The sequence below is a fragment of the Cohnella sp. genome (assembly GCF_041641335.1).
Lineage (GTDB): Bacteria > Bacillota > Bacilli > Paenibacillales > Paenibacillaceae > Cohnella.
In genome coordinates this window covers 125,750-145,108 of sequence record NZ_JBEPYQ010000001.1, presented here as the reverse complement: position 1 = coordinate 145,108, position 19,359 = coordinate 125,750, and the positions used below count along the sequence as shown (strand labels likewise).

Annotated in this window: 14 protein-coding genes; 11 read left to right on the top strand and 3 right to left on the bottom strand. The window is 57.0% G+C overall.

Annotated features, from left to right (window positions below):
- The first annotated feature begins 76 nt into the window (after positions 1-76).
- Both ACESLM_RS00610 and ACESLM_RS00605 read left to right on the top strand, forming a co-directional pair.
- Complete coding sequence (locus ACESLM_RS00610; protein WP_372629010.1) at positions 77-1,072, top strand: Gfo/Idh/MocA family protein; 996 nt, start codon at positions 77-79, stop codon at positions 1,070-1,072.
- Between the two features lie 150 nt (positions 1,073-1,222).
- Positions 1,223-2,926 (top strand): AAA family ATPase, encoded by a 1,704-nt coding sequence (locus ACESLM_RS00605; protein ID WP_372629037.1) that lies wholly within the window; start codon positions 1,223-1,225, stop codon positions 2,924-2,926.
- A 139-nt stretch (positions 2,927-3,065) separates the two neighbouring features.
- Here the strand turns inward: ACESLM_RS00605 and ACESLM_RS00600 are convergent, their stop codons facing one another.
- Positions 3,066-4,124: a LacI family DNA-binding transcriptional regulator gene (locus tag ACESLM_RS00600; RefSeq protein WP_372629008.1), complete on the bottom strand. Its 1,059-nt coding sequence runs from the start codon at positions 4,122-4,124 to the stop codon at positions 3,066-3,068.
- A 325-nt stretch (positions 4,125-4,449) separates the two neighbouring features.
- On the opposite strand from ACESLM_RS00600, the gene ACESLM_RS00595 reads away from it, so the two are divergent.
- The 6 genes from ACESLM_RS00595 to ACESLM_RS00570 all read left to right on the top strand — a co-directional run bounded on the left by ACESLM_RS00595 (position 4,450) and on the right by ACESLM_RS00570 (position 12,918).
- Positions 4,450-5,880, top strand: a complete 1,431-nt coding sequence (locus ACESLM_RS00595; protein WP_372629006.1) for an L-fucose/L-arabinose isomerase family protein — start codon at positions 4,450-4,452, stop codon at positions 5,878-5,880.
- A 2-nt stretch (positions 5,881-5,882) separates the two neighbouring features.
- Positions 5,883-6,743, top strand: coding sequence for a transketolase (locus tag ACESLM_RS00590; protein ID WP_372629004.1), 861 nt, complete (start codon positions 5,883-5,885; stop codon positions 6,741-6,743).
- Complete coding sequence (locus ACESLM_RS00585; RefSeq protein WP_372629002.1) at positions 6,736-7,686, top strand: transketolase family protein; 951 nt, start codon at positions 6,736-6,738, stop codon at positions 7,684-7,686. Before ACESLM_RS00590 ends, ACESLM_RS00585 begins: the two co-directional genes overlap by 8 nt.
- A complete protein-coding gene (locus ACESLM_RS00580; protein ID WP_372629000.1) occupies positions 7,683-9,176 on the top strand; it encodes an FGGY family carbohydrate kinase in 1,494 nt (497 codons plus the stop codon). The genes ACESLM_RS00585 and ACESLM_RS00580 overlap by 4 nt, the downstream gene beginning before the upstream one ends.
- Positions 9,177-9,272: 96 nt before the next feature.
- Complete coding sequence (locus ACESLM_RS00575) at positions 9,273-11,966, top strand: alpha-L-rhamnosidase (protein ID WP_372628998.1); 2,694 nt, start codon at positions 9,273-9,275, stop codon at positions 11,964-11,966.
- Between the two features lie 16 nt (positions 11,967-11,982).
- Positions 11,983-12,918: a nucleoside hydrolase gene (locus ACESLM_RS00570; protein WP_372628996.1), complete on the top strand. Its 936-nt coding sequence runs from the start codon at positions 11,983-11,985 to the stop codon at positions 12,916-12,918.
- A gap of 462 nt (positions 12,919-13,380) precedes the next feature.
- Here the strand turns inward: ACESLM_RS00570 and ACESLM_RS00565 are convergent, their stop codons facing one another.
- Positions 13,381-14,106, bottom strand: a complete 726-nt coding sequence (locus ACESLM_RS00565) for a response regulator transcription factor (protein ID WP_372628994.1) — start codon at positions 14,104-14,106, stop codon at positions 13,381-13,383.
- 6 nt (positions 14,107-14,112) lie between these two features.
- Positions 14,113-16,002 carry a cache domain-containing sensor histidine kinase gene (locus tag ACESLM_RS00560; protein ID WP_372628992.1) on the bottom strand — a complete coding sequence of 630 codons (1,890 nt, stop codon included), beginning with the start codon at positions 16,000-16,002 and terminating at the stop codon, positions 14,113-14,115.
- Positions 16,003-16,194: 192 nt separating this feature from the next.
- Between ACESLM_RS00560 and ACESLM_RS00555 the strand changes: the two genes are divergently transcribed.
- From ACESLM_RS00555 to ACESLM_RS00545, 3 genes are all read left to right on the top strand, one after another.
- Positions 16,195-17,553 (top strand): ABC transporter substrate-binding protein, encoded by a 1,359-nt coding sequence (locus ACESLM_RS00555; RefSeq protein WP_372628990.1) that lies wholly within the window; start codon positions 16,195-16,197, stop codon positions 17,551-17,553.
- Between the two features lie 89 nt (positions 17,554-17,642).
- Positions 17,643-18,515, top strand: a complete 873-nt coding sequence (locus ACESLM_RS00550) for a carbohydrate ABC transporter permease (RefSeq protein WP_372628988.1) — start codon at positions 17,643-17,645, stop codon at positions 18,513-18,515.
- Positions 18,512-19,333, top strand: a complete 822-nt coding sequence (locus ACESLM_RS00545; RefSeq protein ID WP_372628987.1) for a carbohydrate ABC transporter permease — start codon at positions 18,512-18,514, stop codon at positions 19,331-19,333. Before ACESLM_RS00550 ends, ACESLM_RS00545 begins: the two co-directional genes overlap by 4 nt.
- Positions 19,334-19,359 lie beyond the last annotated feature (26 nt).

The window sequence follows — 19,359 nt, the reverse complement described above, 5'->3', positions numbered from 1 at the left end:
CCAAATCGGCTTAATCGAAAAGACGATAGGCATGGTATAATGATGGGGACTATCGGAGATGAGAGGAGATTCGGCAATGAAACGTTTGCGTTGGGGAATACTCGGCTGCGCCGCGATCGCGGACCGCGCCGTCATACCGGCCATTCTGGCGTCGGAGACGGGGGAGCTCGTCGGCATTGCCAGCAGGAACGAGGAGAAAGCAAGGGCGAAGGCGGAGGAGTTCGGCATTCCGAAGCACTACGGAAGCTATGAGGCATTGCTGGCCGACCCGGAGATCGATGCCGTGTACATCCCGCTTCCGAACCATCTTCACAAGGAGTGGACGATCGCGGCTGCGAAGGCCGGCAAACATATTCTGTGTGAGAAGCCTCTTGCGATGAATGCCGCGGAAGCGCAGGAGATGGTCGACGCGTGCAAGGAAGCGGGCGTGCATCTGGCCGAAGCTTTCATGTACAGGCACCATCCGCGTATCGCCAGGGTGAAGGAGATTATCGCGAGCGGGGAGATCGGCGCGCTGAGGGCGATTCGGGGCGTATTTACATACAATGGAGCCGCGAATAAAACGGATATTAGACAGGTGAAGGAATGGGGAGGCGGCGGTCTGTATGACGTCGGCGTATATCCGCTCAGCGCGGCCCGTTGGATTACGGGAGCCGAGCCGGAAGCGGCGACGGTTCACGCGCTGTTCTCGCCGGAGCACGACGATGTGGATATGATGGCCTCCGGTCTGGTAGAGTTCGAGGGCGGAGTGGCGTTGACGTTCGATTGCGGCATGTGGGCGACGTTCCGCAACGAGCTGGAGATCGTCGGCACGGAAGGCACGATCGTGCTGAAGCCGTCGTTCCTGCCGAATAAGGAGAACGACGTGATCGTCATGCAGGCCGGCGGGGAGACACGCACGGAAGGCCCTTACGGCGTGGACGCATACGTAGCGCAATCGGACCAGTTCGCCCGCGTCGTCTGGGGAGAGGAAGCTCCTCTGTATCCGGCTCAGGATGCCGTCGCCAATATGAAGCTGATCGACGCTTGCCTGGAGTCCGCACGCACTCGCCGTCGGGTTGAATTGGGATAATCTAATTACCCAGCACGTCCTTAAGGATGGCCAGGTTCGCATTGTAGGCGGAATTGATCCAATGTCGGGCGGCCACCTGGTAGACGCGATTTTGTTAGGGGTTATACTGACTATGAATGAACAAACGGGGCGGTGTGCAGAGTGAAGCGGATGCCAATCGGAGTCGATGATTTTAAAGCCATACACGAAAGAAATTTGTACTACGTAGATAAGTCTATGATGATCAAGGACATTCTTGATGATGGAGCCGAGGTTAATCTAATTGCGCGCCCCCGACGGTTCGGTAAAACACTCAATTTATCCATGCTGCGCTATTTTTTCGAGAAATCGGTTGAGAGTCACGTAACGCTTTTTCAGGACCTAAAGATCTGGCAACAAGGAGAGCGGTATCGGCGGGAACAAGGCAAGTATCCGGTCATTGTTTTGACGATGAAAAGCCTAAAAATGAATACATGGCCAAATAACTACTCCAGGCTATGCACATTACTAGCTACAGAGATAGAACGGCATGCTTACTTGTACGAAAAAAACAATTTGTCCAGCAACGATAAGTATGTCATCTCCAGAATCCTTGATAGGACTGCGGATGAATCGGAGTACGGGGGAAGCCTGGAACTGCTGTCGCGGCTGCTTCATGCCTACCATGGCCAGAAAGTCATTATTCTCGTAGACGAGTACGATACGTTGCTAAACGAGGCTTATATCCACGGTTTTTACGATGAGGCGGTTAATTTTCTGCGCTTGTTGCTGGGTGAGGCATTTAAGAATAACATTCATCTGCGCAAGGGAGTTATGACCGGGATTTTTCGCGTTGCAAAAGAAAGCATTTTCAGCGGGCTGAACAATCTCAAGGTAAGCACAATCATTCAAGATGACTACAGGGAATACTTTGGATTTACGGAATTTGAGGTCCAGGAAATACTTGAGGATTTCGGATTAACGGAACAAGTTGCTGAAGTCACGAAGTGGTATAATGGGTACCGGTTCGGGGAAGAAAGTCCCCTTACGATCTACAATCCATGGTCCATTATTCAATATGCGGATCAGCGCAAGCTGGTTTCATACTGGGTGAACACGAGCGATAATTTAATCGTGCGCAAACTCGTGACCGAGAGCAGCGGAGAGATTCAACTACAGGTTGCGGACCTGTTAAAACGACAGGCAATCGGTCCAATTCGCATTGATGATACAATCGTGTACCGAGAAGTAGATCGTTCGCCGGACACTATCTGGTCATTCTTGCTCATGAGCGGTTATTTAAAGACCGTGGAATTGGAAAGGCACAAGGAAGGGATGCTTCGCGGATTGTTCGGAATGCTGACGATTCCGAATGAAGAAGTGTATGATTTTTTCGCGGAGATGTTGTCTAATTGGTTCTCGGATACGGTAAAAGGCGGATCTACGACCAAGCTGCTGCAAGCGTTGACGGACGGTGATATTACCACTTTTAACGGGATGCTTAGAGAGACCGTTTTACACGTGTTTAGTTATCATGATGTGAGCGACGATCGCTCGGAGAGCTTCTACCACGCATTTGTTCTGGGGCTTCTGGTTTATCTCGATAAGGAGTACGAGGTCATCTCTAATCGTGAGAGCGGATACGGAAGACATGACGTAATGATCGTGCCTCGGGAGGGAAGAAAAGGACGGAAAGGGATTATTCTCGAGTTTAAAAAAGCGGATACGCTGCAAGAAGAGTCATTAGATGAAGCTCTTGATGCTGCTCTGCATCAAATTGAAGAAAAGCAATATGAGGCAGAGCTTCGGGCCCGCGGAATTCAGGATATCGTAAAGCTCGGCGTTGCTTTTAAAGGCAAACAGGTAAAGGTTAGAGGTAGAAGGCAGGAACTTTGATTAATCATCCAATTTGAGCGTTCTTGGAGAATGCGATCAATATATGGATACCGATAAATGAGGACACCCCTGGGTGTCTTCTGTTTTTATACCACATCGTCGTGATGCCCTGCTTTATGGAAACAGCCACCGCTCCAACTCAAACGGTCCGAAGGACGGAGGCTGGAGAGGCGGTGGACAGACGCTCGACGAAACGGGTGTCGACGCGGATTTTCATCCGGGCGTCGGAGCCGTGCTCGGCCGGATCCGTCAGCAGGTCGACGGCGAGCCGGGCCATCTTTTCCTTCTCGACATGGATAGTCGTCAGCTCGGGCGTGACGATGACGGACTCGTTGATGTTGTCGAAGCCGATGACGGAAATGTCCTCCGGGACGCGATAGCCGAGCTCGGCCAGCGTCTTCATGGCGCTGATGGCGATATAGTCGCACTCGCAGAAGAGCGCCGTAGGCAGCCTGCCTTCCGACCGAATGCAAGCTTCGAGCTGCTGGCGCATCGATTCTTGCGAAGAAAGCAGCGTCGGCGCGACCGCGAACGTTCGGCTCGGCGCGACCTCCAGACCTCTCTCCCGAAGCGCGGCAAGGAAACCCGATTTGCGCTCCTCGAAGTTGTGAATCCGCACGTTGGACGCGACATAGCCGATGTCCCGGTGACCTAGCTCGCACAAGTGCGCTCCCGCCTGGTAGGCTCCCATTGCATTGTTGATTTCGACGAAGTGAATCGGCAGCGTATCGTAGCAAGTATCCAGAACCACGAGCTGCGGGAGACGATCCGCGGCTGCTGCGATCTGCTCTCTCCCTAGATTGGTCCCCAGCAAAATGACCCCGTTGCTGCGATGTTCCTCGGCAATGGCACGAACGTTATGCTCGAACTGCTCCATATCCACGGATGAGAACATAACGGAATACCCTTTGGATCGGCAGCGTTCTTCGACGAAATGAATCAATTCGCGGAAAAAAGGCTGCTGGTAATACTCCTCAAGTACGATTCCCAGATTGGTGATGACCAGAAACAAAATCGATTTGGAGGTTTTATCGGACGAGGCAGTCGAGTTTCTCGGTTTGACGTTGTACCCCATTTCCCGGGCAATGCGCAATATTCTTTCCCTCGTCTCGCTGCCGATGCCGGGCTTGCCGCTGAGCGCCAAAGAGACGGCCGATTTCGAAACTTGCGCGATTTTCGCGATATCTTCCATTTTCATCGGAATTTCTCCGTTCTATTTCGAATATTAAGCTGAAGATGTCGAAGCTGTTGAGTTGAGTTTAGTTTACTATTGTTTTCCCGTTTTGTACAACACCTAAACTAAACAATCGTAATAATCCAGTTAAAATGACTAAACTAACACTAAATTTTAGTTGACTCCCTCATATTACGGTGATAGGATGGGGGTGTGAGTGAGTGGGGTTATCGTCTTTCTAATGACTATTTAGTTGTTATCTTGAATTTGTTTAGTGAAGTTTAGTTTACTCATGAGGGCGTTGAGAAAGGCAGATCCGAAAAGCCGATTTCACAAGGGAGAGAGCGACATGAAAAAGCTGAAGCTGGGGTATGCTCCGACGCGGAGGTTCACGTTCAGCGCGGAAGACGCTTTTAAGTACAAGGTGCAGATCCGCGAAAAGATGGACTCCTTCGGAATGGACATCGATATCGTCGATTTGGAGGGGCTTAATTCGGAAGGGCTGCTGTACGACGACCGGATCGGGGCGGAGGCAATCGCGGAGCATCTGCTCAAGGAGAAGGTTGACGCGGTCTTTTTCCCGCACTGCAACTTCGGGACGGAAGATACGGTAGCCCGGGTCGCCAAGGCGCTCGGCAAGCCGGTGCTGCTGTGGGGGCCGCGCGACGAAGCGCCGCTGGAGGACGGAATGCGCCTTCGCGATACGCAGTGCGGACTATTCGCGACGGGCAAGGTGCTGCGCCGTTTCCGGACGCCTTTTACTTACGTGACGAACAGCCGGCTGGACGACCCCGTGTTCGAGCGCGGCTTCAAAAATTTCGTGGCGGCGGCCAACGTGGTGCGTCATTTCCGCAGCCTGAGAATTTTGCAGATCGGGCCGCGGCCGACTTCCTTCTGGACGATGATGTGCAACGAAGGCGAGCTGCTGGAGCGGTTCGGCATCGAGCTGCACCCGATTACGCTGGTGGATATTACGAACGCGGCGAAGAAGGCCGAGAAGTCCGGAGGTCCCGAGCTGACGGAAGCGATCCAATACATTCGCGACAAGCTGGATATCTCCGAGGTGACGGACGACGACGTTAAGAGGGTAGCCGCGCTTAAAGTCGCGATGAAGAAGCTGGCGGTCGACTCCGGCAGCACGGCGATCGCGATTCAGTGCTGGTCCGCTCTGCAGGATGCAATCGGCATTATGCCGTGCCTGGCCAACGCGATTTTGACCGACGAGCAAATTCCGGTCACTTGCGAGACCGACATCCACGGTGCGATCACGTCGGTGATGGTGCAGGCGGCCGCGATGAACGAGGCTCCGACCTTTTTCGCCGATATTACGGTCCGCCACCCGGAGAACGACAATGGCGAGCTGCTGTTCCACTGCGGCAATTTCCCCGTGTCGCTCAGCGTGGAGAACAAGCCGAAAATGCGCAAGCACTTTTTGTTCGACGATCATGCCCCGGGTACCCACGAAGGAGAAATCCGCGGCGGCAGCATGACGATCGCCCGCTTCGACGGCGACAACGGCGAGTATCAGCTGTTCCTCGGCAAGGCGAAAGGCATCACTGGCCCGTATACGCGCGGTTCTTACGTCTGGGTGGAGGTCAACGACTGGCCGCTGTGGGAGGAAAAGCTGGTGAAAGGCCCGTACGTGCACCATTCCGTCGGCATACACGCCAACGTCATCCCGGCGCTTTACGAGGCCTGCCAATACATTCCCGGCCTTACGCCGGACCCGGTCGATCCGACGGAGGATCAAATCCGCGCTTGGCTGAGAGGGAGCGTGTAACGATGGCAAGCATACTGGAACTGAAGCGCAAATCGCTGCAAATCCGCAAAGAGCTGATGACGATGATCCATGCGGCGAAAGGCGGGCACACCGGAGGTTCGCTCAGCAATACCGACATTTTGACCGCCCTTTATTATGAAGTAATGAAGCACGATCCGAATCGTCCGAAGCTTCCGGAGCGGGACCGTTTCGTGGCGAGCAAAGGGCACTGCGTCGAATCTCTCTGGTGCATTTTGGCCGACCTCGGCTATTTTCCGAAAGAGGAGCTGTCCACGTTCAGCCAGTTCGGCACGAGATTGATCGGACATCCGAACAACAAGGTGCCCGGCGTCGAGATGAATACGGGAGCGCTCGGTCACGGCCTGGCCGTGTCTGTCGGAATGGCGCTGGCCGCCAAGCGGGACGGCAATCCGTACCGCGTCTATTGCCTGATGGGCGACGGAGAGCAGGCTGAAGGCTCGGTCTGGGAGGCGGCGATGGCGGGTGCTCACTACAAGCTGGACAATCTCGTCGGCATCATCGACCGCAATCGGTTGCAGATCAGCGGGAGCACGGAGGACGTTATGGCGTTGGAGCCGTTGGACCGAAAATGGGAAGCGTTCGGCTGGCATGTCGTCACCGTGGACGGCCACGATTACGGCGAGCTGCTGAAGGCGTTCAGCTCCGTGCCGGAGGCAGCTGGAAAGCCAACGCTGCTGCTGGCCAACACCGTCAAGGGCAAGGGAGTTTCTTTTGCGGAAAACAAACCGGAATGGCACCATCATGTTCCCAACGACGAGCAGCTGAAGCAGGCGCATGAGGAGATCGACGCCGAGCTGGCCGCGCTTGCAGATGAACAGGAAAGGAGCGGGGCTCATGCCTAATACGATTCCGAACCGCCAGGCGATGTGCGAAACGCTGCTGGAACTGGCGGAAAGCAGCCGTGACATCATGGTGCTGGCAAGCGACTCGCGGGGCTCGGCGGCAATGGCGCCGTTCGCGAAGCGGTTTCCCGAGCAATTCGTGGAGACGGGCATCGCGGAGCAAAACATCGTCGGCATCGCGGCGGGCTTGGCGCACAGCGGCAAAACGCCGTTCGTGACTTCGCCGGCCTGTTTCCTGAGCATGCGGAGCATCGAGCAGATCAAGGTGGACGTCGCTTACTCGAATACGAACGTCAAGCTGATCGGCATTAGCGGCGGCATCTCGTACGGAGCGCTCGGCATGTCGCATCACTCGGTTCAGGATATTGCCGTAACGCGGGCGATTCCCGGTCTGGCCGTCGTGCTTCCGGCGGATCGCCATGAGACGAAGAAGATGACCCGCGCCATCGCCGAATATGAAGGCGGCGTATACGTGCGCATCGGACGGAATCCTGTCGAGGACGTATACGAGGAGGACGACGATCGCGAGTTCGTGCTCGGCAAAGCCGTTCGCCTGAAGGACGGCGGCGATCTGACGCTGATCGCCGCGGGAGAAACGGTGCGCATTGCTCTGGATGCCGCTAAGCTGCTGGAGCAAAGCGGCATTCAGGCACGGGTGCTGAACATGCATACGATCAAGCCCCTGGACACCGAAGCGATCATCGCCGCCGCCGAAGAGACGGGCGCGATCATCACGCTCGAGGAGCACAGCGTATACGGCGGACTCGGCGCCGCGGTCGCCGAAGTGACGTCCCAGCATTGTCCGGTTCCGCTCAAGATTCTCGGCATTCCCGACGAGCCCGCGATCGCCGGCAAAACGGCCGAGGTGTTTCGCCATTACGGCCTGTCCGCGGAGAACGTCAAGGAGCTTGCCGAGCGATTGACGAGCGTGAAGGCGCGATGAGCTATCTGCTTACCGTAGATCAGAGCACGGCCGGCACGAAAGCGGTGCTGACCGACCGGGAAGGACGCATCCGGCATCGCTGCTCGCTCGCGCATCGGCAAATCTATCCGCGGGACGGCTGGGTGGAACACGATCCGCTTGAACTGTATGATAACGTTAAAGGAGCCATTCGCGGAGTCATGGAGAACGCCGGCATTGGCCCGGACGCCGTCGCGGCGCTGACGATTACGAATCAGCGCGAGACGGCGCTGATCTGGGACCGCGAGACCGGCTTGCCGATCGCCAATGCGATCGTCTGGCAGTGCCGGCGGTCCTCCGATTGGTGCGAGCGAATGAAGCGGGGAGGGCTGGAGTCGCAGGTCGCGGCGAAAACCGGCCTGACGCTGGACCCTTATTTCTCGGCAGGAAAATGGAGCTGGCTGCTGGAGCATGCGGCGACCGGCATTCCGATCGAGCGACTGGCCGCAGGTACGGTCGACAGCTGGCTGCTCTGGAAGCTGACAGGCGGTCAAGTACATGCAACCGATTACACGAACGCGAGCCGGACGCAGCTGTTCAACATCCATACGCTGAGATGGGATGAAGAGCTTGCGGACGCCTTCGGCATTCCGCTGTCGCTGCTGCCGGAAGTGAGGGACAGCGACGCCGCATACGGCATGACGGCCGAGCCGGAGCTGTTTCCGTCTCCGAAGCCGATCGTCGGCGTCATCGGAGATTCGCAGGCCGCGCTGTTCGGCCAGCAGTGCACGCGGCCGGGCATGGCCAAAGGGACTTACGGCACTGGAACGTCCGTGCTGATGCATACCGGAGACGATCCGATCAAGGCGGGACACGGGCTGGTGACGGCAGTGGCCTGGGGAATCGGCGGCCGGGTGGAGTATGCGCTGGAGGGCGTAATTCGCTCGACCGGAGACTGTCTGAATTGGGTGCGCAACGAGCTCGGCTTGTTCCGGGATTACTCCGAGTTGGAAGCGGCCGCAGAGGAAGTCGGCGATACGGGAGGAGTCTACCTGGTACCGGCTTTCGTCGGTCTCGGCGCTCCGCATTGGAACGCCCGAGCCCGAGCGGCGATTATTGGCCTCAACCGTTCGTCGGACCGCCGCCATCTGCTGCGCGCCGCGCTCGAGAGCATCGCCTATCAGGTAGCGGACGCGGTGCGCCTGCTGTCGGCGGAGACCGGTTTGCCGCTGCGCGAGCTGCGCGTCGACGGAGGGGCTACCGCCAACGAACTGCTGATGCGTTTCCAGGCAGACCTGTTGGATGCGGAAGTCGTTCGCTCCGATGCGGCCGAACTGTCCGCGCTCGGTTCCGCCTACCTGGGAGGGCTGGCTCTCGAATGGTGGGACCGGAACGAGTTGTTTTCGTTTTATCGCCAAAATAAAAGCTATTCGCCGAGCATGGACCCAGAGACGCGCGAGCGTCTGAGCCGGGGTTGGCAAGCGGCGGTGACGGCCGTGCTTGCGGCCGAGCAAGCTTCGCGGGCAGACTGATGTTCTGTCGGGCAGGCTGGGGCTGCGGCAGATCGCGTTCTGAGGACCGAATGCGGTCCGTCATCAAATCATACAGAAGAGGTGGAGGAATCACCGATGTCGTTGCGCGTCGTCCAATTAAAAACGGAATACGTCGAAAATCCGCTTGGACTAGACGAGAAGAAGCCGAGGCTCTTCTGGCGTCTGGAGTCGGAGGAGCGGGGAGCTTCGCAGAGCGCGTACCGCGTACTGGTGGCTTCCTCAAAGGAAGCGCTGGATCGCGATGAGGGAGATCGATGGGATTCCGGCAAGGTGGAATCGGACCGGTCCGTTCATATCGTTTACGAAGGAAATCCGCTTGTCTCCGAAGGACGTTATTATTGGAAGGTTCAGGTTTGGGACGGGCAGGGCCTGCCGTCGGCATGGAGCGAGGCGGCGTTCTGGACGATGGGGCTGCTCGACCGCGGCGAATGGAAGGCAGGGTGGATCGGCCGCAAAACGGAGCCTAACGTGGGCATGCAGCCGTCTCCGTTCGTGCGCAAGTCGTTCGCCGTCGACGGCCGAGTGGCGAGAGCGACCGTCTACGCCACGGCGTTGGGGCTGTACGAGCTTCGGGTAAACGGCGAGAAGGTCGGCGATCTGTTCGCGCCGGGCTTTACCGATTACGACAAGCGGGTGCAGGTGCAAACCTATGACGTGACGCAGCTTCTGACTGAAGGGGATAACGCTGTCGGAGCCGTGCTCGGAGACGGTTGGTACTGCGGAACCGTCGGCTTCCTGGGCAGCAAGGTTTACGGGGAGCGGCCTTTTTTCCTGCTGCAGCTTCATATTGAGTTGGCCGACGGCTCCAAGCGCATCGTCGCGACGGATTCGTCCTGGCGCACGACCCGCGGGCCGCTTCTGTATTCCGACATGATCAAGGGCGAAGCGTATGACGCGCGGCTGGAGCTGGACGGCTGGGATCGGCCCGGCTACGACGATTCGGGCTGGGAGCAGCCGGATGTCCGTCCGGGCTACAACGGTCTGCTGACCGCCTCGCTTGAGCCTCCGGTGCGCATCACCCAGACGATGAGGCCGATTTCCGTGCGCCGCACGGAAGCGGGAACCTACATTTACGATATGGGACAAAATATGGTCGGCTGGACGGAAGTGAAGGTTCGGGGGGCGCGGGGACGGAAGATTACGCTGAGCCATGCCGAAATGCTCAACCCCGACGGCTCGCTGTATTTGGATAACCTAAGGGTCGCCGTACAGCAGGATCATTATATATTGAAGGGCGAAGGCCTGGAAAGCTACGAGCCGCGCTTTACGTTCCATGGGTTCCGCTATGTCGAGCTGATCGGTTATCCCGGCGAGGCGGATCTCGATACGATCGTCGGCAAGGTCGTTCATTCCGACACGCCGCGCAATGGACGGCTGGAGACGGACGACGAGAGGGTCAACAAGCTGTATTCGAATATCGTGTGGGGACAGCGGGGCAACTTCCTGTCCGTTCCGACGGATTGCCCGCAGCGGGACGAGCGTCTCGGCTGGACCGGGGATGCCCAGATTTTTGCCCGAACGGCTTCCTACAACATGGACGTATCTCGTTTCTTCACCAAATTCACGTGGGACATGATCGACGCGCAGCAGCCGTCGGGCGCTTTCACAGACGTGGCTCCGGACGCCGGATGGATTCGTCACAAAATGTGGAATACCCGGCTCAACTGGTTCGCGCCGGATAATGCGGGCTGGGGAGACGCGGGCGTCGTCATTCCGTGGACGCTGTACCTGATGTATGGGGATACCCGCATTCTGGAAACCCATTACGACGCGATGACGCGCTGGGTCGAATATTTGAAGGCCAACACGGACGGACTGGTCCGCCCGAACTACGCCAACTACGGCGACTGGCTGTCGATCGACGCCGATACGCCGAACGAGGTGCTGGCGACCGCTTACTTCGCCTATAGTACGAAGCTGCTGTCGCGCATTGCCGGAGTACTGGGCAACGCAGACGACGAATCCCGCTACGGGAAGCTGTTCGCCGATATCGCTGCCGCATTCCGCCGCGCCTTCGTCGACGAAGAGGGACGCATTCACGGTGAGACGCAAACCGTCTACGTGCTGGCTTTGCAGTTCGGTCTTCTGGAAGGCGAGCTTCGCGACAAGGCAATCGCCCATCTCACGGCCAACATCCGCGAACGGGGCGACCGGCTGTCGACCGGCTTCCTCGGCGTCGGGTACTTGCTTCCCGCGCTGACCGACAGCGGACGGCTCGACGTCGCTTATACGCTTCTTACGCAGGAGGCTTTCCCGTCCTGGATGTATTCGATCAAGCACGGGGCCACGACGATCTGGGAGCGCTGGGACGGCTGGACCGAGCATAACGGCTTCCAGACGCCGTCGATGAACTCGTTTAACCACTACTCGCTTGGCTCCGTCGGCGAATGGATGTTCCGCTATATGGGGGGCATCGAAGCCGATCCTGCAAGACCAGGCTTCCGCCATGCGATCATTCGTCCGCAGCCAGGAGGCGCGATTAAGGAGGCGAAGGCGGAATACGAGTCGCTGCACGGCCTTGTGACAACGGAGTGGAAACGTTCGCCCGACGGAAGCTTCCGGCTTGCCGTGCGTATTCCGGCGAATACGACGGCGACGGTGGTCGTTCCGGGCGGCGGTGTCCGCGTAGACGGCCAGCCCGTCGAAGAAGCGGCATCCGCGCAAGGCTGGAAGCTGGCCGACCGTACGGCAGGCGCCGCCGCGTTCGAAGTCGGCTCGGGCGAGTACCTGTTCGAGTGCGTCCTTGTCCTTGAAAATAGCCGGCAATAGGGGAGGGGAGCTGAAGGTGAACGCCATTTTCGAACATTTTCCTTATCGGGTTCCTGCGAACAAACGCGTGCGCGTCATCGTCAACACCGATGCGGCGAACGAGGCGGACGACCAGTATGCAATCGTGCAGGCGCTGCTGACGCCGAAGCTGGACATTCGCGGTTTCGTTGCAACGCATTTCGGTACGCATCGCACGGACAAGTCGATGGAGCAGTCCTTCGACGAAATTAAGCGGATTCTCGAGCTGATGGACATGAGCGGGGATTATCCGGTTTACCGGGGCTCTGTGGGAAGGTTCGACCCCCATGAGCCGGCCGTTAGCGAAGGCGCGCAATTCATCATCGACGAAGCGATGCGCGACGACGCGCAGGAGCCGCTGTTCGCGATCTTCCTCGGCGCGATTACCGACCTCGCGGCAGCCTACAAGGCCAAGCCCGAAATCGCCGGAAGGCTGACCGCCGTCTGGATCGGCGCAGGCGCTTATCCGCACGGGGGCGAGGAGTTCAATCTGGGCAACGACATCGCCGCGGCGGACCTCGTGTTCGGGTCCGACATCCCTCTCTGGCAGGTTCCGAGGGACGTCTACAAAATGCCGCGCGTCTCGCTCGCGGAGCTTGCCGTCAAGGTGCGCCCGTGGGGGGGAATCGGCGAGTATCTGTTCCGGCAGCTGGAGGAATTCAACGTGCTGCCGATTCATTCGCTGCGCTGGCCTCCCGGGGAGTCGTGGAATATGGGCGATTCGCCGGCGGTATCCCTGCTGATCGACGATCAGAACTTCGATTACGAGCTTCGGCCCGCGCCGGAAATCGGAGAGGATATGAGCTACGCCCATTCCGGGACGCGCAGGCCGATTCGGGTGTACACAAGCGTCGACTCCCGGTTTATTCTGGAGGATCTGTACGCGAAGCTTCAGCTTTTTCACGAGTTGAAAGGTTCCGGCCGGGGCAAATAGGGAATAACGGACAGGCAGTCCCTCAGGACTGCCTGTCCGCATGTGCAGTAAGCGCGCTCGGCGCGCTTACTCCCCCCAACCGCCCCCAATTTTGTCAGGTTAAGGTCAAAATTTGTCATCCCCCGATCCTGGCGATTAGGTAGACCTTAGGCGGAACCGAGACTGCGGGGCTAAGGCCAAGAAAGTGCCTTGATGCTACTCATGACGGGGTGCCAAGGCCAAGAAAGTGCCTTGATGCTACTCATGACGGGGTGCCAAGGCCAAGAAAGTGCCTTGATGCTACTCATGACGCGGTGCCAAGGCCAAGAAAGTGCCTTGAGGCTACTCATGACGCGGTGCCAAGGTCAAGAAAGTGCCTTGAGGCTACTCATGACACGGTGCCGAGGCCAAGAAAATGCCTTGAGGCTACTCATGACGCCAGACGCAGTCCAAGACGTCAGCGGCCATAGCCCCAAGCCGCCTTCATTTCTGATATTCGCGGGGAGTCATGCCGGTCGCCTGCTTGAAGATGCGGCTGAAATAAAACGGATCGGCATAGCCGACCTGCTCGCCGACCGTCTTAACCGGCAAGTCCTTGCGCTGCTTGAGCAGGCGCTTCGCTTCGTTGATCCGCAGCGTGGCGATGTATTTCGAAGGCGCTTCGCCGGCGTGCTTAAGGAAAATCTTGCTTAAATACGCGGAGGAGAAGTTGAACTGCTTCGCGAGCTGCTCCAGACTGATCTCCTCGTGAAAATGATCCCGCAGATACTGCTGGACGCGCTGTACCGTTTTCTCGATATCGTTGGCTTCGACGAGGGGCTCCTTCGACAGCTGCGCCCGAACGTCGTCCAATACGTCCGCGAGGTCCTGCTGCTTGACCGGCTTCAGCAGATAGTGCTTGACGTTGAACTTCATCGCCTGCCGGGCATATTCGAAATCGGCGTACCCGCTGGTGATAATGACCGCGGTGCGCGGATAATATTTATGCACCTCTTCGATCAGCTTCAGCCCGTCCATCACAGGCATGCGAATATCCGTGATGAGCAGCTGGGGCTGCATCCGTCTGACAAGCTCCAACGCTTCCTCGCCGTGCGTGGCTTCTCCGATGACCGCGAAGCTTTGCCGGCTTTGCTCGATTTTGCGGATCAGGCCGCTGCGGATCAGATCCTCGTCCTCGGCGATCACCGTCGAATATTGAATGTCACGCATGCCGAATCACTCCTTGTGCAGCAGCCCTCCGATGCGCACCGACGCGCCGCCCTCCGGAAGGTTGCGAACTTCGAAAATTTTACGCTCGCCGTAAATCAGATTCAATCTTAAATAAATGTTAAGCAGACCCATGCCGTTCAGCTCCAGCGTCGGGAGGCTGCTTTCCCTCTCCAGCAGGGCCATCTTGTCGTGAAGCTGGGCCAGCTTGTCCGGCTCGAAGCCGCCGCCATAGTCCCTCACTTCGATTTGCCAGCTGGTGTCGTCCAAGGCGCCAATAATGTCGATCCGCCAGGGCGGAGCGTGGGAAGTGCCGAATTTAATGCTGTTTTCGACCAGCGGCTGCACGGCAAGCGTGGGCGCCATCTGCGCCAGCAGTTCCTCCGGCACATCAACGCGGTAGGTCAGCCGCTCGCCGAAGCGGATCTTATTGATTTCCAAATAATTGATTGTGTTCGTCAGCTCGTCCCGCAGCGGCACCTGCCGCTCCTTGGAGGTAATGTACCGCAGGAAGTCTGACATATGCTCGATCGTCGCGATCAGTTGTTCGTTCATCCGCTGTTCGGCCATTTCCTGAAGATTGGCCAGCGTATTGTACAGAAAGTGCGGATTCATCTGGGACTGAAGGGCGTTAAGCTGCGCTTGCAGGCTCTGCGCCTCGGCCAGCAGCAGGTGGTCCAGCGACTGCTTCAACCGTTCGCTCATGCTCTGGAACGCGTCGTGCAGCTCGTCCAACTCGATGAAACCGCTTTTCATTTTCTGCTGCGCGATAATGTTGGACCCGATATGCTCGAACGAGAAGTTGCGCACCGCGCGCCGAATCCGGTAGATCGGAAACGTAATCTTGTTGGCCGCATAGAAGCTGAGGCCGATGCCGAGCGCAAGCAGCACGAAAGCGGTTCCGAACAACAGGAACGTAAATTGCCTGAGCGGCCGGAACAAGTCGCTTTCCGAGGTCGTCAGAACCGTAGTCCAGCCGGTCGAGGACGAATAGTGCAGCGACAACAGCTGCTTCTCCCCGGTAACGGGATCGGTGAAAGGAAAGCTGCTGTACAAGTCCGCGCTCTTGTCCATAGGGGCGACCAGACTGCGGAACGCTTCGTTCCGCTTGCCGTCGTGCTCGAACGGGTAGATGACCCCGCCGTCCCGGTTAAGCACGTAAATATGGCCGTTGTACGGATTGTTGCTTTCGAAATCGGCAGCGCTTGCAAAAATGCGGTGCGCGTACTGCTTCACTTCGATGGCCCCGATCGGCACGTTGTATTCGTCGTACAGCAGCCGGTAGAGCGAGATGGAGTACTTTCCGACCGCGGAAGAATAATACTTGGACAGCTGCAAATCCAGGTTCGGATTGGAGACGAACTTGCCGGGCTGCCGATGCAGCAATTGCTCGATAAACGGCTTGTCCTCCGGGTTGTAGGCTTGTTCCCGGTTGTCGAAGCCGGTTCCGTAATAACGGCCGTTAAAAGAATACAGGTAAATTTGCTCGACCAGCCTGGAAGGCCCGATAATGGCGGTCAGCGCGTCCGTCAGCACCTTGGCGTCGTCGTTCTGCCGATTGCGCTGCTGCTGTACGGCGGAATTCGCGCCGGTATCGGTCGCCGGGGTCGCTTGGACTGTCTCGTTGCCGTCCGGCCCACTGACTTCGGACATGTAACTGGCGAAGCGCTCTTTAACCAGATTGGAGTACATGACATTCAGGGACACCCGATTAAGCTGCTCGATCTGCTCAACGAGCTGGTCGCGGATCGAGACGCCGAAGCTTTCCAGCGTGCTCATGGCCTGTCCCCTCAGTTGATGGGTCGACCAGGAGTAGAAGAAGAGAACGAACGTCGCGAACACGATCAGGATAATGGAGGAATACGTCAGGAACAAAGCCGTTTTCATACTTTTGAACATGCTCTCGTACTCCTTGATGCTAAACTGAACTAAACGTAGTTAAATTATACCTCAACATCTTTCGAATGTAAGCGGTTAAATTTAGACAAGTTTAGGACCGATTATTCTATGGAGGAAAAAAATCAGCTCACTATACTTAAAGTATCATCCATGGATGAACTAGCCGTTAACGAACAGAGGGGGACTATTCGAATGAAAAAATGGACGATGACCTTGCTTTCCGTATTCGTCGCGATGACGGTCGTGCTGGCCGGATGCGGCGGCAACAACGGCAAGGATGCCAACGGCGGAAGCGCATCTCCGTCTGCCGGAGCGGGCGGATCTTCCGAGCAGGGCGGCAGCAAAAAGAACGTGACGCTGACCTACATGGCGAGCCAGGGCTGGATCAAAGATTCAGAAATGGAGCTGGCGAAAAAGTTCGAAGAGGAAACGGGCATTAAAATCGACTTTCAGATCGTTCCAGCGGACCAGTATTTCAACGTGCTGAAAACGAAGTTGAACGCGGGGGAGGGTCCGGACATTTTCGGAGGACAGAGCGGCTATAGCGAAATCACGATGAACTACAACGTCGAGAAAAACGCCGTCGATCTGAGCGATCAAGAATGGGTGAAGCGCGAAGATCCGTTGTCCGTCGAGCAGCTAACCGTCAACGGCAAAGTGTATGCGCTTACGATTTGGGACACCTACAGCAGCTTCGTCATCGGGTACAACAAAAAGCTGTTCAACGAGCTGAATCTGGAAATTCCAAAAACGTACGAGGAGTTCAAAAACGCGGCGCTGAAAATTCAGCAAGCCGGGGTGACGCCGATCTACGAGCCGATTGCCGACGGCTGGCATCATGTCATGTGGTTTTCCGAAATCGGACCGAACTACGATAAACTCGAGCCGAATCTGTACGACGATTTGAACCAGAACAAGAAGAAATTCGTCGACAGCCAGGTCATGCTGGATTCCTTGACGCAGCTAAAGGAAATGTACGATCTGGACTTCTTCGGGGACAACACGCTTTCCGATACCGGCTCCGACACGGTAGCCAAGCTGGGCAGCGGCGAATTCGGCATGAGCCTGGTGGCGCAGAGCGTCGCGACGGAGATCGCGGAGGAATACGAGGAATTTGAAATCGAGGACATCGGCTTCTTCCCGATTCCGCTGACGGATAATCAAATCTACTATATCAATCCGGGCGGACCGAGCAAATTCATCTATTCCGGCTCGAAGTACATCGAGGAAGCGAAGCAGTACTTCAACTTCCTGACGAAGCAGGAAAATCTGCAATTCATGCTGGACAACGATCCGACGATTTCCAATCTGAATTTCCCGGACCTGAAGAACAAATATACCGCCGAGCAGCAGAAGCTGTTCGACAGCTACCAGGAGCGCGGAACGGACATTCAGAACTACGTCAACTATGTGAACCCGCAATGGATGGACATCGGCAAGGATATCGTCGCGATGCTGTCGGGCGTCATTCAGCCGGTCGACGTGCTCAGAAGCATCGACCAGCGTCGCGCGGAGATGGCCAAGGTGGCGCAGGATCCGAACTGGAAATAAGTCGCCTGTCCGGCGGGAATCGGGGTTGGCAATGGTCGCGCAAACGGCCGTTGCCAATTTCATTCTAAGGGGAAATGAGGGAAATTGCGATGAATCGCGCTATCTATCCGTTTTATTTCGGCATTGCTACCTTGATCGTCTATTCGATATTTTTCGTCGTGCCGGGCCTTATGGGCATTTACTACTCGTTCACCGACTGGAACAGCTACTCGGACGAGATTCGTTTCATCGGCTTCGACAATCTGGCGAAAATCTTCTCCGGAGAAGCGAAGTATCTCAGCTACATCGAAAATACGCTCGTGTTCACGGTCAGCACGGTCGTGCTCAAGACGGCGCTTGGCTTGCTCTTCGCGATTATGCTGAATGACGGCGTCCGGGCGAAGGGGCTTCACCGCGTCATGCTGTTCATGCCCTCCATCGTCCCGATGCTCGTCGTCGGTTTGATCTTCAAGTCGATTCTGAATCCCGCCAGCGGGCTGCTGAACGAATCGCTGCGGGCGATCGGGCTCGATTTTATGGCGCAGAAATGGCTGACCGACCTGAACTGGGCCTTCAAGTCGATCATCGCCGTGGACATCTGGAAGGGCGTCGGCTACATCATGATCATTTTGCTGGCCGGCTTGCAATCAATCGACAAAACCTATTACGAGGCCGCTGCGATCGACGGCGCAAACTTCTGGCAGAAGCTGACGCGCATTACGATTCCTCTTATCGTGCCGGCGCTCGTGGTCACGACGGTGCTGAACCTGCTGCACGGCCTCAAGGTGTTCGAAGCGGTGTACGTATTGACGAACGGCGGTCCGGGATACGCGACGGACGTCATGTATACGGCGATTTTCAAAGAGTTTTCCACGGGTAATTACGGCATGGGCACGGCGCTGTCTTCCGTCCTGTTCGTCGTGATGACGTTGCTCGGCTACTTTGTCGTACGGCTGATGTCGAGGGAGGGGGACGAACGATGATGAACAGGGTTCTGCTGCCGACGTTGCGCAACGCATTGGCCTGGATACTGAGCGCGACGATGTTTATTCCGCTGCTGCTCGTCGCCGTCAACTCCTTGAAGACGAAAGCCGAAGCGAACGGAATGAACATGTCGCTGCCGAAGTCTTTCCAGTGGTCGAACTACACGATCGTTATCGAGGAAGGAAAGCTGATCCAATCGTTCTTCAACAGCCTGCTGTACGCGACCGGCGCGACGATCGGAAGCATTCTTCTCGCTTCGCTGGCCGCCTACGTCTTCTCTCGCAACCGGACCCGGTTGAATAAGGCGATGTACTTCTATCTGATCATGGGAATCGCGATGCCGACCAACTTCGTCACCTTGATGAAGGTGATGCAATGGACGCATCTGGTCAATACGCAGACCGGAATCATTCTAATGCTGGCGGCGTCCAGCATTCCGTTCAGCGTGTTTCTGATCTACGGCTTCGTCGGCAGCGTTCCCCGCGAGCTGGACGAAGCGGGCATCGTCGACGGCTGCTCGCCGATCCGGCTGTTCCTCTCGGTCGTCATTCCGCTGCTGACGCCGGTGCTGGTGACGGTGGCGATCCTGAACTTCATGGGCTCGTGGAGCGACTTTATTCATCCGCTGTACTTTCTGAACAACTCGGACAAATGGCCGATGACGCTGGCCGTGTACAATTTCTTCGGGCGCTTCCAGGTCAACTGGAACCTCGTGTCGGCGGATATCGTGCTCACGACGCTTCCGGTCATCGTCATTTATTTGCTTGGCCAGAAATTCATTATTTCCGGCATGACGGCCGGCTCGGTCAAAGGGTAAAGAAGGTGAGCAAGCTGCTATCGCAA

Excerpts from the sequence above, each read along its gene's own strand:
- ACESLM_RS00595 (WP_372629006.1), top strand. The coding sequence starts at position 4,450 with ATGAAAAAGCTGAAGCTGGGGTATGCTCCGACGCGGAGGTTCACGTTC.
- ACESLM_RS00560 (WP_372628992.1), bottom strand. The coding sequence starts at position 16,002 with ATGTTCAAAAGTATGAAAACGGCTTTGTTCCTGACGTATTCCTCCATT.
- ACESLM_RS00585 (WP_372629002.1), top strand. The coding sequence starts at position 6,736 with ATGCCTAATACGATTCCGAACCGCCAGGCGATGTGCGAAACGCTGCTG.
- ACESLM_RS00610 (WP_372629010.1), top strand. The coding sequence starts at position 77 with ATGAAACGTTTGCGTTGGGGAATACTCGGCTGCGCCGCGATCGCGGAC.
- ACESLM_RS00555 (WP_372628990.1), top strand. The coding sequence starts at position 16,195 with ATGAAAAAATGGACGATGACCTTGCTTTCCGTATTCGTCGCGATGACG.
- ACESLM_RS00580 (WP_372629000.1), top strand. The coding sequence starts at position 7,683 with ATGAGCTATCTGCTTACCGTAGATCAGAGCACGGCCGGCACGAAAGCG.
- ACESLM_RS00590 (WP_372629004.1), top strand. The coding sequence starts at position 5,883 with ATGGCAAGCATACTGGAACTGAAGCGCAAATCGCTGCAAATCCGCAAA.
- ACESLM_RS00565 (WP_372628994.1), bottom strand. The coding sequence starts at position 14,106 with ATGCGTGACATTCAATATTCGACGGTGATCGCCGAGGACGAGGATCTG.
- ACESLM_RS00575 (WP_372628998.1), top strand. The coding sequence starts at position 9,273 with ATGTCGTTGCGCGTCGTCCAATTAAAAACGGAATACGTCGAAAATCCG.
- ACESLM_RS00605 (WP_372629037.1), top strand. The coding sequence starts at position 1,223 with ATGCCAATCGGAGTCGATGATTTTAAAGCCATACACGAAAGAAATTTG.
- ACESLM_RS00550 (WP_372628988.1), top strand. The coding sequence starts at position 17,643 with ATGAATCGCGCTATCTATCCGTTTTATTTCGGCATTGCTACCTTGATC.
- ACESLM_RS00545 (WP_372628987.1), top strand. The coding sequence starts at position 18,512 with ATGATGAACAGGGTTCTGCTGCCGACGTTGCGCAACGCATTGGCCTGG.
- ACESLM_RS00600 (WP_372629008.1), bottom strand. The coding sequence starts at position 4,124 with ATGAAAATGGAAGATATCGCGAAAATCGCGCAAGTTTCGAAATCGGCC.